Genomic DNA, 12,907 nt, shown 5'->3' on the forward strand with positions numbered 1-12,907 from the left:
ATTATGGCCGGGTCTCTCAACAAGGTAATGCTGATCGGGAACCTCGGCGCGGACCCCGAAGTCCGCAGCTTCCAGAACGGCGGCAAGGTCGCGAACCTGCGCATCGCGACGACCGAGACTTGGAAGGACCGCAACACCGGCGAGCGCCAGGAGCGCACCGAGTGGCACACCGTCGCAATCTTCTCCGAAGGTCTCGTCGGCGTGGTCGAGCGCTACCTGCGCAAGGGTTCGAAAGTCTATGTCGAAGGCCAGCTCCAGACCCGCAAGTGGCAGGACCAGTCGGGCAACGACCGCTATTCGACCGAAGTGGTGATCCGCGGCTTGAACGGCACGCTCACCATGCTCGACGGCGCCAGCGGTGGCGGCGGCCAGCGCGGCGGCGGTGGCGGCGGCGACTGGAACCAGGGCGGAGGCGGCTCCGGCGGTGGTGGCGGCTTCGGCGGCGGCCAGGGCGGCAGCTCGTCGGGTGGCGGTTCGGGCGGCGGCTCGAACTACGACGATCTCGACGACGACATCCCGTTCTGATCAGTCTTTCTTGAGGGCCGCCAGTGCTTCGGCGAGCGGCCCGCTTGGCGCATCGTCGCTGGTGATGCCGGCGTCCTTGCGCGCTGCGTCGGCATTGGGCCCTTCAGCGTAGGGGTCGATTGCGAGGCCGAGGGTCTGCGCGATCGCTTCGCCGAGATCGAAACTTTCGCCCTCGTATTCAATTTCGTCCAGTTCTTCGGCGTCGAGCTCGATTTCCATGTCGGGCTCGTCGCTGTGCTTGGCCGGAGGGACGAAACGGAAGGCGAGCGATTCGTCGATTTCGACCGGGAAGTCCTCGCCCGAAATGGCGCAGGACTGTACGATCCTTGCCGACAGTTTGCCCTCGGCCATTACCGCCTTGCCCCTTTCGGACAGCTCGACCCTCGCCTTGAGGCTGTCGACCGCAACGATGCCGAATCGTTCGGCAAGCGCGGCACGCTCGGCTTCACTCGCTTCGAGTTCGAGCGGTGCCGCCGGGAGCGGGCGGACTTTCACAACGCGGGAGAACTCGCTGTCGCTCATGCCGCGATGTCCCCTGCCAGCACCTGATCGTCGCTCAAACCGGACAGGTGATCGCTGAACTGGCGCAGGCCCGCAGCCAGCAGGGCGGGATCCGTGCCCTCGCTGAGCGTCACGTTCTTGTCGACGACATCGGACAGCTCGCGCTTGCCGGCCAGCGCATCGCGGAACGCGCCGATGCGGCCGCCCATCGCGGAAACGAGTTTGCCCATGTGCTTGCTGATGACCGGATCGCCGACGCCGCTTTCGCGCAGCTGGCCGTCCATGTCCTCGACGAACAGCTCGGTCAGCAGGGCGGAATGGCGGATGAGGTCCTTGTTCGCCTCGAGCCGCAGGATGACCGGCGCGAGAATCGCCGTGATCATGTCGAAGCGGCCCTCGATCGTGTCGGCTGCGCCCATTTCGGCATAGTATTTCGGCTCGCGCGCCTCGCGCACGACAGCGTGCCACAGCGGGCGAACCTCTTCCTTGGGGTCGGGCTGGGTGCCGAAAAGGCGGGAGAAGAAGGACATCGGCTGGGCGCTCCGGTCGCAAAGTGTTCAGCGGGAATTCAAACCGCCATCCCCAAGCGCTGGAAGCGCGAAGTTGCAAGGCGGCGGTCATCGCCGTAAGGCTCGCGTCGATATAGGAATTGAAGGGCCGCGTCCAAGCCCTCCCGCGAAGGGGAGGATGGCCGGGTCCGACGACGGGACAAGGTTTGATCCATGAATGCACGTAAGGCGATGGCGGCAGCGGCGATCCTCGTGGCGGGTACCGCGCTGACAGGTTGCTCCTCGATCCGCGAAAGCCGCGGTTTCATCCAGGACTCCGTGCTGACCGACGCTATCCAGCCCGGCATCGACAACCGCGCATCGGTCGAAGCGACTCTCGGCCGGCCGAGCTTCACCAGCCAGTTCGGCGACCAGACCTGGTACTATGTCTCCAGCGTCACCGGGCGCCGTCCGTTCGTGCGTCCGCGCATCCGCCAGCACAGCGTTCTTGCAGTGAAGTTCGATGCCGCCGGCAACGTCATCGCTGCCGACCGCAGCGGCATCGACAAGGTCGTCTATCTCACGCCCGATGGCGACGAGACGCCGACCCTCGGCCGGGAGCGCGGCTTCCTCGAAGACCTGTTCGGCAATATCGGCCAGGTCGGCGCACCGGGCGCAGGTGGCGGCGCTGGCCCGGGCGGCTAAGCAAGCCTTCCCGCGGCGCGGCGGCTTGACCCGCGTGCGCCGCACCCCATATCCCGCGGCATGAGCGAAAACAGCAACGCGCACGGCCTGACGCCGTGGCACGGCACGACCATCGTCGGTATCTCGCGAGGCGGCAAGATCGTCATCGCCGGTGACGGGCAGGTATCCATGGGCAACACGGTGATGAAGCCGAACGCGCGCAAGGTGCGCCGGATCGGCAATGGCAAGGTCGTCGCAGGCTTCGCCGGCGCAACCGCGGACGCCTTCACTCTGTTCGAACGGCTGGAAAAGAAGCTCGAGCAGTATTCCGGCCAGCTGATGCGCGCCGCGGTCGAACTCGCCAAGGACTGGCGGACCGACAAGTACCTGCGCAACCTAGAAGCCCTGATGATCGTCGCCGACAGCGAGAGCCTGCTGGTCCTCACCGGCAATGGCGACGTGCTGGAGCCCGAAGGCGGCATTGCCGCGATCGGCTCGGGCGGGAATTACGTGCTCGCCGCCGCGCGCGCGCTTGCCGAATACGAGGACGATGCGGAAACGATCGCGCGCAAGGCGATGAAGGTCGCCGCCGATATCTGCGTCTTCACCAATGACAATGTGACCGTCGAGACGGTCTGACCCTTCGAAGAGTTTCCATGACCGAAGCACTGACCCCCAAGGCGATCGTCGCCGCGCTCGACGAGCACATCATCGGCCAGAAGGACGCCAAGCGCGCCGTCGCCGTTGCCCTGCGCAACCGCTGGCGCCGCCAGCGCCTCGGCGCCGAGCTGCGCGACGAGGTAACGCCGAAGAACATTCTGATGATCGGCCCGACCGGTTGCGGCAAGACCGAGATCTCGCGCCGCCTCGCCAAGTTGGCAGAAGCGCCGTTCGTGAAGGTCGAGGCGACTAAGTTCACCGAGGTTGGCTATGTCGGCCGCGACGTCGAGCAGATCGCCCGCGACCTCGCCGAAGAAGCGATCCGCCTCGAGAAGGAACGCCGCCGCGAAGCGGTGCGCGAAGCTGCCAGCCAGGCGGCCATGGATCGCCTGCTCAACGCGCTGGTGGGCGAGAATGCTTCCGAAGCAACCCGCGAGAGCTTCCGCGAGCGGATCGTCCAGAACGCGATGAACGATGTCGAGGTCGAGATCGAGGTCGCCGAAGCCTCCCAGATGCCGTTCGACATGGGCAACATGGGCGGCAACGTCGGCATGATCGACCTGTCGGACATGATGGGCAAGGCATTCGGCAAGACGCCCAAGAAGCGCCGCAAGCTCAAGGTTCCCGACGCGTGGGACAAGCTCGTCGAGGAAGAGGCCGACAAGCGCCTCGACCAGGACGACGTTGCCCGTGTCGCGCTCGAGAATGCGGAGACCAACGGCATCGTCTTCCTCGACGAGATCGACAAGATCGCGGTCAGTGACGTGCGCGGCGGTTCGGTCAGCCGCGAAGGCGTGCAGCGTGATTTGCTGCCGCTGATCGAGGGTACGACGGTCGCCACCAAATACGGTCCGATGAAGACCGACCACATCCTCTTCATCGCGAGCGGTGCATTCCACGTCGCCAAGCCGAGCGACATGCTCCCCGAACTGCAGGGCCGCCTGCCGATCCGCGTCGAGCTGCGTGCGCTGACGGAAGAGGATTTCTACCGCATCCTGAGCGAAACCCGCGCCAATCTCGTCGAGCAGTATCGCGCGCTGATCGGGACGGAAGACGTCTCGCTCGACTTCACCGAGGACGCGGTGCGCGAAGTCGCCAAGATCGCCGCGCAAGTGAACGAGAGCATCGAGAATATCGGTGCCCGCCGACTGCAGACCGTGATGGAAAAGCTGCTTGAAGACATCAGCTTCGATGCGGAGGACCACGCCGGTGAGACGATCACCGTCGATGCAGCCTATGTCCGCGAACGGCTGACCGATCTCGCGGGCGACAGCGACCTCAGCAAATACATCCTCTGACGATGGCGGGCGGGGGGGAGCGCGTTTCGGACACTGCGGCGATGATCGCCGGCATGTCCCCCGCGCTCGACCCTGAGCGCTGGTGCTTTGTCACCGTTACGCCGGAGCAAGCACCGCGCCTGCTCGGCAGTGCGATCGGGACCTTTCGCGAGGCGGAGGGGGTATCGGCGATCGTGCCTGCCGAGATGACCGATGGGGCAGACCCGGTATTCCGGCGCATCACCCTTCAGGTTCTCTCCGACCTCGAAGGACACGGCTTGACTGCAGCGGTCGCAAGCGCACTGTCCGAAGCGGGCATCGCCTGCAACATGGTTGCGGCCTATCACCACGACCATGCCTTCGTGCCCGAGGCACGCGCGGACGAAGCGCTCGCAATCCTGCAAGCGCTCGCCGCTTCACACTCCTGAAATCACGGGTGCGGCGCGAGGCCGCTTTCAACGCCGGTCTTGTCGGTCAGGGCGAACTTGTCGACGAGGTCTGCGCTGGCCCGGTTGAGGCCGCGGACCTGCACGCTGCGTCCGTTGCGGCGCATCCGCTCGACCACCTTGTCGAGCGCGCCGACGGCCGAAATGTCCCAGAAATGCGCCTTGCTGACATCGATGATCACGTGATCGGCCGGGTCGGGCATGGCGCTTTCAGGGCCGAGCGCGGCTTCAAAACGCTCGACAGAGGCAAAGAAGATCTGCCCCTTGGCGCGGTAGATCGCCGTGTCCCCGTCACGCTCGCGCACGACGTCGAACATGGTCATCACCTTGTGGGTGAAGAACACGCCCGACAGCACCACGCCGGCCAGCACGCCGAGCGCGAGATTGTGCGTCGCAACGACCACGACGACCGTCGTCACCATCACGACCGAGCTCTGCCATGGATGCTTGCCGATGTTGGGGATCGAGTTCCACGAGAAGGTCCCGATCGAGACCATGATCATGATCGCCACCAGCGCGGGCATCGGAATCTGGCCGACCAGCGGCCCGAGAGCGGCGAGCAGGATCAGCAGCGTCACGCCTGCGGTCAGCGAGGAGAGGCGCCCGCGGCCGCCACTGGTGACGTTGATGACCGACTGGCCGATCATCGCACAGCCGCCCATGCCGCCGAAGAAGGCCGCGACGATGTTCGCAACGCCCTGTCCGGCAGATTCGCGGCGCTTGTTGCTGCCAGTGTGCGTCATGTCGTCGACGATCTGTGCGGTCAGCAGCGATTCGAGCAGGCCGACCGCAGCCATGGTCGCCGAGTAGGGCAGGATGATCTGGAAGGTTTCCCAGGTCAGCGGCACGTCGGGCAGCGCGAAATAGGGCAGGCCCTCGGGCAGCTGGCCCATGTCGGAGACCGTGTTCACCGGCGCGTTCAGGTAGATCGAGATCGCGCTCAGCACGATGATGGCGATGAGCGGGCTCGGGACAGCCGTGGTGAGCTTGGGAAGCAGGTAGATGATGGCGAGACCTGCGGCGACCATGGCGTAGGTTTCCCAGCCGACATTCGTCAGCTGCGGCAGCTGCGCCATGAAGATAAGGATCGCGAGCGCGTTGACGAAGCCGGTGATGACCGAACGCGATACGAACTGCATCAGGAGATCGAGCCTAAGCAGTGCCGCGATGCCCTGGATGATGCCCATCAGGATCGTCGCGGCGAAGAGATATTCGACACCGTAATCCCGCACGAGCGGCACCACGACCACGGCGACCGCCGCCGTCGCAGCCGAGATCATGCCCGGTCGACCGCCGGTGAAGGCGATCACGATGGCGATCGCGATCGAGGCATAGAGGCCCACGCGTGGGTCGACCCCGGCGATAATCGAGAAGCCGATCGCCTCGGGAATGAGGGCGAGGGCGACGACGATCCCGGCAAGGATGTCTGCGCGGATATTGCCAAACCAGTCGCGACGAAGCGCGGCGCTGTCCAACATGAGAATTCCAGTGCTTTGTGAAATTTGCGCGCCGGTGCGCGCGAGACGTGCGGGCCATATGGCCAATGCTGCGCTGCAACACAACCCGCCGGTCCGATAAATACGGATGCGCCGGCCCGCGTGCCGTTGGCGGAAGCGCGTCAGCCGTTCGTCGAAGGCACCGGCGAAGTGGTTGAGTTGATTGCTTTCCCTCGCTTTACTGCGCGGTGGACTATTCGGGAGATTCCGCACGATGTTTCGCACCGTTCTTGCAGCAGGCGCTGCCACGCTCGCCCTTGCCGTCGCCGCTCCGGCCGTCGCCGACGATCACATGGACGCGCCGACGCTCACCGCACCGGCTATCGAGTTCGAGCAATGGACGCTCGACAACGGACTGCGCGTCATCGCCATTCCCGACGACACGACCGGCACGGTGACGACGTCGCTGTGGTACGAAATCGGCTCCAAGCTCGATCCCGAGGGGCGCAGCGGTTTCGCCCACCTGTTCGAGCACATTCTCAGCCGCAAGACCGAGAACATGCCCTACAACATGATCTACGGCCTGACCGCGGATATCGGCGGCACGCGCAATGCCTCGAACGGCACCGACCGGACCAATTACTACGAGCAGGTCCCGGCGGCCTATCTCGAACAGATGCTGTGGACCCACCGCGAACGCATGGCCTTCCCGGTGGTGGACGATGAAGTGTTCAACCGCGAACGCGACGTGGTGAAGGAAGAACTGCGCCAGCGCGTCCTCGCGCCCCCCTATGGCCGTTTCCAGCGTTTCGTCATCCCCGAGAACGCCTACGACGTCCTGCCGCACCGCCGCCCGGGCATCGGCAGTATCGAGGATCTCGACAGCGCGACGCTCGACGATGCGCGCTCCTTCTACGAAGCCTACTACGGTCCGGACACGGCGACGCTGATCGTCGCGGGCAATTTCGAGATCGACGAGCTGCGCGCCCTGGTCGACCAGTATTTCGGCGACATTCCGCCGCGTGCGAACCCGGTCGACGTCACCATCACCGAGCGCGAGCCGGAACGTACCGCACCGCGCGTCGTCGATGCGACCGCACCCAATGTGCCCCTGCCGCTGGTCGGCACGATCTGGAAGCTTCCCGGCGAAGCGCATCCTGACATGGCCGCGATCGAGGTGATGGATGCAATCATGGCGCGCGGCGACAACAGCCGCATGCATGCAGCGCTCATCCGCAGCGGCAAGGCCGTCCAGGCGGTTCACTTCGCGCAGACGAGCGAAGAGGCGGGCACGCTCGCGCAGTTTGCCGTCATCAATCCGCAGGCCGACATCGACGAGGTCCGCGCCATTCTCGTCGCCGAGCGCGAGAAGATGCGTAGCACCCCGGTCACCGATGCGGAGCTTGCCGAAGCCAAGAGCGAAATCATCGCCTCCACCCTGCGTCGCCGCGAAACGGCGCGCGGGCGGGCGTTCGAACTGGGCGAAGCGCTGGTTTCGACCGGCGATCCCTATCATGCGGACAAGCGCCTCGCGGCCATCGCTGCCGTGACGGCAGAGGATGTCCAGCGCGTCGCGGCGAAATACTACGACCCGAACAAGCGTACCGACATCACCTATTCCAATGGCGAGGACGATCCGTCGAAATACGCCAACCCGGTGCCGATGCCCGAATTCCGCACCCTGCCGCCGGCTACCGGCAAGATCCGCGAGGTGAAGCCGGAAGGCGAGCGCATGGCGCCTCCGGGGCCGGGTGCTTCGCCTGAAGTGGTGGCTCCGACCATCGCCGAGGCGACGCTCGAGAATGGTATCAAGGTCGTTGCCGCGAAGACTGGCGACGTTCCGATTGCGACCGTCACCGTTCTGCTCGCAGGCGGCAGCAAGAGCGATGAGCGTGCCAAAGCCGGTGTCGCCGAAATGGCCGCAGCGCTCGCCGACAAGGGCACCGCGGATCTAACCGCGACGGAGATCGCCGCGCGTTTCGAAAGCCTCGGCGCAAGCTTCGGCGGCGGTGCGGGCAGCGACGGAACCAGCTTCAGCCTGACCGCGCCGGTCGCGAACCTCGAAGAGGCCAGCGAACTCGCCGCGCAGATCATCACCGGCGCTACCTACCCGGCGGAAGATTTCGAACGCGAGCGCAAGCGCGGGATCGACAGCCTTGCCGTTGCACTGAAGGATCCGGGCAGCCTTGCCGGCTACGTCTCGCGCGTCGCGATGTACGGCGCCGCGCCTTACGGCACGCAGCCCGGCGGTACGCGTGAAAGCCTCGCGGCCATAACGCGCGAGGATCTTCTCGCGCATCGCATGACGTGGTGGAACCCGGCGACGGCGCAGGTCATCGTCAGCGGCGGGATCGATGCCGACGAGGCAGTCGCTCTGGCTGAAACGATGCTCGGCGATTGGGAAGTCGATACCGAGCCGATGGCCCCTGCGACCGATCCGGCCGGGACCGAACAGCCGGTCCGCACCATCGTCGTCGACATGCCCGATGCGGGCCAGGCGGTCGTGCTTGCCGCAGTCCGTGCACCGGAGCGGGCGAGCGAAGACTATTATCCGCTGACGCTCGCCAACAGCGTGCTCGGCGGCGGTTCGAGCGGACGCCTGTTCGAGGAAATCCGCACCAAGCGCTCGCTCAGCTACGGTGCTTACTCGGGCTTTGCATCGCTTGCGGACGATTCCATCCTGACTGCGAGCGCGCAAACCAAGAACGAAACGGCGGACAAGGTGGCCAAGATCTTCCTCGACGAGTTCGCCCGCCTCGGCAACGAACCGCTCGAGGACGACCTTCTCGCCAAGCGACGTCTTTATCTCTCGGGCGGCTATTCCCGTGCGCTCGAAACGAGCTCTGGCTTCAATGCGATCGTCGCGGGGCTCCTCCAGCAGGGTCTCTCGCCGGAAGAAGCCGCGCAATATGCGGCGAAGCTCGAAGCGGTCGATCCGGCGGCGGCGAGCGCAGCAGCGAAGAATTATGTCGATCCCTCGCAGGCGACCATCGTCATTGTCGGCAATTCCGCCGAGTTCCTCGACGGGCTCAAGGAATTCCGCAGCGATGTGGAAGTCATTTCGGCCGACGACCTCGATCTCTCGACCTCGTCGCTGATCGCTGGCGAACAGATGGGTGGCTGATACGGCTCAGGCCTCGGCGGGCTGCTCGCTCTCCGAGGCCTGGCGCGCCCACATGTCGGCATAGAGACCGCCCTGTGCGAGCAGGCTCGCGTGATTGCCGCGTTCGACCACGCGGCCATGGTCCATCACCAGGATCTGGTCGGCATCGGCAATGGTCGAGAGCCGGTGCGCGATCGAGAGCGTTGTGCGGTTCTGAGAAACCCGGCGCAGCGTCTGCAGGATCGCCTGCTCCGTTCCCGTGTCGAGCGCGCTGGTCGCTTCGTCCAGCAACAGGATCGGCGGGTTCTTGACCAGCGTGCGCGCAATGGCGACGCGCTGCTTCTCGCCGCCAGACAGCTTGAGGCCGCGTTCGCCGACCTCGGTATCGAAACCTTGCGGCAGCCGCTCGATGAACGGCAGGATCGCGGCACCACGCGCGGCGGCCACCACGTCCTCCTCGCTTGCACCGTCCCGGCCATAGGCAATATTGTAGCCGATCGTGTCGTTGAACAGCACACTGTCCTGCGGGACGATACCGATCTGGGCACGCAGGCTGTCCTGCGTCACCTCGGCGATATCCTGCCCGTCGATGAGGATGCGCCCGCCCTGCGGATCGTAGAAGCGGAACAGTAGCCGCGCGATGGTGCTCTTGCCCGCGCCCGACGGCCCGACAATCGCCGTGCTGCTGCCGGCCGGGACTTCGAAGCTCAGCCCGTGCAGGATGGTGCGGTCGGGCTCATAGCCGAAAGTGACGTTCTCGAAAGTGACTGTCGGATTGCGCACGATAATGGCCGGCGCACCCGGCTTGTCCGCCACCTCGACCGAGGTATCCATCAGGCGGAACATCTCCGCCATGTCGATCAGGCCCTGCCGGATCGTGCGATAGACCCAGCCCAGCATGTCGAGCGGGCGGAATAGCTGCATCAGGTAGGTGTTCACGAAGACGAGATCGCCGACGGTGAGCTGCCCCTTGCTCCACCCCCACACCGTGTAGGCCATGGCGCCCGCCATCAGCGCATTGGTGATGAGCGCCTGCGTCATGTTCAGCAGGGCAAGCGAGTTCTCGGATTTGACCGCCGCATTCGCATAGGCGCGCGCAGCCGCGGCATAGCGCGCTTCCTCGCGCCCTTCGGCGCCGAAGTATTTCACTGTCTCGTAGTTGAGCAGCGAATCCACCGCGCGGTCGAGCGCCCGCCCGTCGAGCTCGTTCATTTCGCGCCGCAGCTTGGTGCGCCACTCGGTGATCCAGCGGGTGACCAATATATAGGTGACCACGGTGAAGCCCGTCGCCGCGACAAGCTCCCACCCGAAGTTGATGTAGAAGATCACGCCGACGACGATCAGCTCGATGATGGTCGGGGCGATATTGAAGAGCAGGAAATAGAGCATGGAATCGATGCTCTTGGTTCCGCGCTCGATCGTCTTGGTGACCTCGCCGGTGCGCCTGCTCAGGTGGAAGCGGAGCGACAGGCGGTGCAGGCGGGCGAATACATCCTCCGCCAACTGCCGGGTGGCATCCTGCCCGACGCGCTCGAACGCGACATTGCGCAGCTGGTCGAAGGCGATGCCCCCGAACCGGCCCAGGGCGTAGGCGAGCACCAGTGCCATGGCGACCATGACCGCCTCGTTCGCCGGGGTCGCCATCGCATCGACGGCATATTTATAGGCATAGGGGAGGGCGAGGGTGGTCGCCTTGGCCAGCAGGACGAAACCGATCGCAATGACGATGCGGCGCTTGAGCGCGGGATTTCCTTGCGGCCACAGGTAGGGAAGGAAGCGCTTGAGCGTTCCCCAGCTGTCGTGATCGACCGGTTTCTTGGTGGCAGCGTCAGGCGGCATCGCGGCCCCATGTGGGGCGCGCCCGCGCGAAGGGCAACAGCACCCTTACCCGCCGGTCAGTTCCGGTCGAGCCGAGAGGGGAAGAACTGCCGTTGGAACAGAGGGCGGTAACCGGCGGCCTTGGGCACGTCAAACAGCACCCGGCGGCTCTCGAAATCGATCGCCACCCGGTCGAACAGCCGCAAGTCGCGCATGCCGAGGATCAGCGCCGGCCGCGAGCCGAGGCCGAGCGCATCGAAGGCCGGCGCATCGGCGAAGGCGATCGGCAGGTTCTGTAGCTGCAACCCCTGGATTTCGAGCGAGCGGGCGATGTCGACCTTGCCGGTCAGGTGGAACCCGTTGACGTCGGTCGAACGGAAGTCGCCGCCCTTTCGCGAGCGAAGCTTCTTCTGCAGCGCAAGGTTTCCGATGCTGTTCTGGGCGCCGGTGTCGACAATGACCGAGGTGGTCACTCCATCGACCTTTGCCTGCGTGATAATAAGCCGCCCGACCTTGTGGCGCGCGCGCACGATAATCTCGTAGCCGCGATTGCCGCCGAGCGCGTCGGCATCGTTCACCGCAATAGTGTCGTTGCGGAAGTCAATCATCACGCGAAGGTTCTGCAGGCTGTCGAGCCCGAGGATGCCGTCGGCTCCGATATTGTGCGCCTTGAGAAGCGGCGCCTCGAGATTGTCGAACGTGCGCGAGGCGAAGCTCAGCCCGTCGACTTCGACCAGTTCGACCGGAACCCGGCTGGCCATCCCGACGACGACGGCGGTTCCAACCGGCTCAAGGCCGAGACGCTCTTTCAGGCTCTCGGTGATGACGGTCGATTGCGCGCCGGTGTCGATCATGAACTTGAACGGACCTTCGCCGCCGATGGTGACGGGGATCGTCATGCGTTCGTAGTAGTCGGCGGCGCCGGTCACGACGTCGGGCTGCTGCTCGGCAACTTCGGTGGCAGGATCGGCTGGCGGCTCCTGCGTGGTGGGGATCTCGCTTCCCGCGCTCGCACTGGCGAGCGAAGCAGCGAGAAAGAGTGAAAGACCCATGGCTCGTCCTCTCGCGCCTTACTTAGGAAGCGAGGATACCACGGCTTGGGCCGGCGACAAAATCGGGAGGGGCGCTACTCTGCCGGAAGCGCGACCGGCTCAGGCTGTGCCTGGGGGCGCAGCATCTGCCAGCTCTCGCGCAAAATGCCCGGCCAGAAGGCAAACAGCATCGCCCCGTAGGTCGCAGCGCCGATCGGCACGAGCACGGCGAGGCGCATATAAGGTGTCCAGTCGAGGATCGCCTGGTCGATCGAGTAAACGGCGAGCGCCATCATCGCGGTCGAAAGCGCGATGGGCGCCATCTCGAGCAGCAGCTTGGCGGGCGAGACCTCAATCGCCGGAAGCGTGATCGCCAGCGTCGCGAGCAGGAGGAGCGGGGCGGCGACCCACCAGGCATGGACCAGACCCATCGGCCCGCCGGACACTCCGAAGTAAAAGGCGACCGGGAAGATGAGCGCGCCGATCGCGCTTGTCGTTACATATATAGAGGGGCGCCCGATGGCATTGGTCGCCGGCGAGCAGATGATCTGCATGGCGAAGAGCGGCATGACCAGAGCAAGCCCCGCGATGATCGGGATCATCTCGGCCCACTTCTCGCCGCCGATGGTCAGGATGGCCGGACCGGCGGTCAGCGACAGACCTATATATATAGGGGCAGTCACGAGCATGACCGTGCGGACCGTCCGAACGAAGTAGGGCGCGAGGCTGCGACCCTTCTTGTGCAGCTCGGCATAGGCCGGAAAGGCGACCTCGTTGATTGGCGGCAGGAAGCGCCCGGTCACCACCAGCGCGAGGAACAGCGCTTCGGCATATATACCGAGGTCGTGGGTCGAAAAGCTGCGGCCGGCGATGAAGATGTCGCTCTGGCTCTGCACGATCCACAGCAGCTGGCACACGGTAAGCGCACCGCCGAAGGT

At 65.1% G+C, this 12,907-nt stretch carries 12 protein-coding genes (1 of these 12 cut by a window edge); 6 read left to right on the forward strand and 6 right to left on the reverse strand.

The genetic code is table 11. The features are described 5' to 3' along the window. Nucleotides 1-3: 3 nt before the first annotated feature. Nucleotides 4-525: a single-stranded DNA-binding protein gene (ssb, locus tag EO245_RS04805; protein ID WP_128891860.1), complete on the forward strand. Its 522-nt coding sequence runs from the start codon at nucleotides 4-6 to the stop codon at nucleotides 523-525. Here the strand turns inward: ssb and EO245_RS04810 are convergent, their stop codons facing one another. Both EO245_RS04810 and EO245_RS04815 read right to left on the reverse strand, forming a co-directional pair. Then, nucleotides 526-1,047 carry a DUF177 domain-containing protein gene (locus EO245_RS04810; protein WP_128891861.1) on the reverse strand — a complete coding sequence of 174 codons (522 nt, stop codon included), beginning with the start codon at nucleotides 1,045-1,047 and terminating at the stop codon, nucleotides 526-528. Further along, nucleotides 1,044-1,556, reverse strand: a complete 513-nt coding sequence (locus EO245_RS04815; RefSeq protein WP_128891862.1) for a ubiquinol-cytochrome C chaperone family protein — start codon at nucleotides 1,554-1,556, stop codon at nucleotides 1,044-1,046. The genes EO245_RS04810 and EO245_RS04815 overlap by 4 nt, the downstream gene beginning before the upstream one ends. Nucleotides 1,557-1,748: 192 nt before the next feature. Here EO245_RS04815 and EO245_RS04820 point away from each other — a divergent pair, with 192 nt between their 5' ends. Genes EO245_RS04820 through EO245_RS04835 form a run of 4 tightly spaced genes read left to right on the forward strand, consistent with a single transcriptional unit; the run spans nucleotide 1,749 to nucleotide 4,563 of the window. Beyond that, nucleotides 1,749-2,219, forward strand: coding sequence for an outer membrane protein assembly factor BamE (locus tag EO245_RS04820; protein ID WP_128891863.1), 471 nt, complete (start codon nucleotides 1,749-1,751; stop codon nucleotides 2,217-2,219). 60 nt (nucleotides 2,220-2,279) lie between these two features. Then, the gene (gene hslV / locus EO245_RS04825; RefSeq protein ID WP_128891864.1) at nucleotides 2,280-2,837 is read left to right on the forward strand and encodes an ATP-dependent protease subunit HslV; all 558 of its coding nucleotides are present in this window, start codon (nucleotides 2,280-2,282) and stop codon (nucleotides 2,835-2,837) included. A gap of 17 nt (nucleotides 2,838-2,854) precedes the next feature. After that, on the forward strand, nucleotides 2,855-4,156 hold the full coding sequence (gene hslU / locus EO245_RS04830; RefSeq protein WP_128891865.1) for an ATP-dependent protease ATPase subunit HslU: 1,302 nt from the start codon (nucleotides 2,855-2,857) through the stop codon (nucleotides 4,154-4,156). A 2-nt stretch (nucleotides 4,157-4,158) separates the two neighbouring features. Then, nucleotides 4,159-4,563, forward strand: a complete 405-nt coding sequence (locus EO245_RS04835) for an ACT domain-containing protein (protein WP_128891866.1) — start codon at nucleotides 4,159-4,161, stop codon at nucleotides 4,561-4,563. A 2-nt stretch (nucleotides 4,564-4,565) separates the two neighbouring features. Here the strand turns inward: EO245_RS04835 and EO245_RS04840 are convergent, their stop codons facing one another. Next, nucleotides 4,566-6,059 (reverse strand): SulP family inorganic anion transporter, encoded by a 1,494-nt coding sequence (locus tag EO245_RS04840; protein ID WP_128891867.1) that lies wholly within the window; start codon nucleotides 6,057-6,059, stop codon nucleotides 4,566-4,568. Between the two features lie 232 nt (nucleotides 6,060-6,291). On the opposite strand from EO245_RS04840, the gene EO245_RS04845 reads away from it, so the two are divergent. Next, on the forward strand, nucleotides 6,292-9,141 hold the full coding sequence (locus tag EO245_RS04845) for a pitrilysin family protein (RefSeq protein WP_128891868.1): 2,850 nt from the start codon (nucleotides 6,292-6,294) through the stop codon (nucleotides 9,139-9,141). Nucleotides 9,142-9,147: 6 nt separating this feature from the next. Here EO245_RS04845 and EO245_RS04850 read toward each other — a convergent pair whose 3' ends face one another. The 3 genes from EO245_RS04850 to EO245_RS04860 form a co-directional block, all read right to left on the reverse strand. Further along, on the reverse strand, nucleotides 9,148-10,959 hold the full coding sequence (locus EO245_RS04850) for an ABC transporter ATP-binding protein/permease (protein ID WP_128891869.1): 1,812 nt from the start codon (nucleotides 10,957-10,959) through the stop codon (nucleotides 9,148-9,150). Between the two features lie 56 nt (nucleotides 10,960-11,015). After that, nucleotides 11,016-11,990: an aspartyl protease family protein gene (locus EO245_RS04855; RefSeq protein WP_128891870.1), complete on the reverse strand. Its 975-nt coding sequence runs from the start codon at nucleotides 11,988-11,990 to the stop codon at nucleotides 11,016-11,018. A gap of 74 nt (nucleotides 11,991-12,064) precedes the next feature. Beyond that, nucleotides 12,065-12,907, reverse strand: the 3' portion of a protein-coding gene (locus EO245_RS04860) for a lipopolysaccharide biosynthesis protein (protein ID WP_234026964.1). Its footprint extends 660 nt past the window's final position; only the last 843 of its 1,503 coding nucleotides appear in the window; the start codon falls outside the window, past its right edge — the gene reads right to left on this strand; the stop codon is at nucleotides 12,065-12,067.

Origin of the sequence: Erythrobacter sp. HKB08, assembly GCF_004114695.1 — a bacterium.
Classification (GTDB): Bacteria; Pseudomonadota; Alphaproteobacteria; order Sphingomonadales; family Sphingomonadaceae; genus Parerythrobacter_A.

Coding starts and splice junctions, on each gene's coding strand:
- ssb (WP_128891860.1), top strand. CDS start 4: ATGGCCGGGTCTCTCAACAAGGTAATGCTGATCGGGAACCTCGGCGCG.
- EO245_RS04810 (WP_128891861.1), bottom strand. CDS start 1,047: ATGAGCGACAGCGAGTTCTCCCGCGTTGTGAAAGTCCGCCCGCTCCCG.
- EO245_RS04815 (WP_128891862.1), bottom strand. CDS start 1,556: ATGTCCTTCTTCTCCCGCCTTTTCGGCACCCAGCCCGACCCCAAGGAA.
- EO245_RS04820 (WP_128891863.1), top strand. CDS start 1,749: ATGAATGCACGTAAGGCGATGGCGGCAGCGGCGATCCTCGTGGCGGGT.
- hslV (WP_128891864.1), top strand. CDS start 2,280: ATGAGCGAAAACAGCAACGCGCACGGCCTGACGCCGTGGCACGGCACG.
- hslU (WP_128891865.1), top strand. CDS start 2,855: ATGACCGAAGCACTGACCCCCAAGGCGATCGTCGCCGCGCTCGACGAG.
- EO245_RS04835 (WP_128891866.1), top strand. CDS start 4,159: ATGGCGGGCGGGGGGGAGCGCGTTTCGGACACTGCGGCGATGATCGCC.
- EO245_RS04840 (WP_128891867.1), bottom strand. CDS start 6,059: ATGTTGGACAGCGCCGCGCTTCGTCGCGACTGGTTTGGCAATATCCGC.
- EO245_RS04845 (WP_128891868.1), top strand. CDS start 6,292: ATGTTTCGCACCGTTCTTGCAGCAGGCGCTGCCACGCTCGCCCTTGCC.
- EO245_RS04850 (WP_128891869.1), bottom strand. CDS start 10,959: ATGCCGCCTGACGCTGCCACCAAGAAACCGGTCGATCACGACAGCTGG.
- EO245_RS04855 (WP_128891870.1), bottom strand. CDS start 11,990: ATGGGTCTTTCACTCTTTCTCGCTGCTTCGCTCGCCAGTGCGAGCGCG.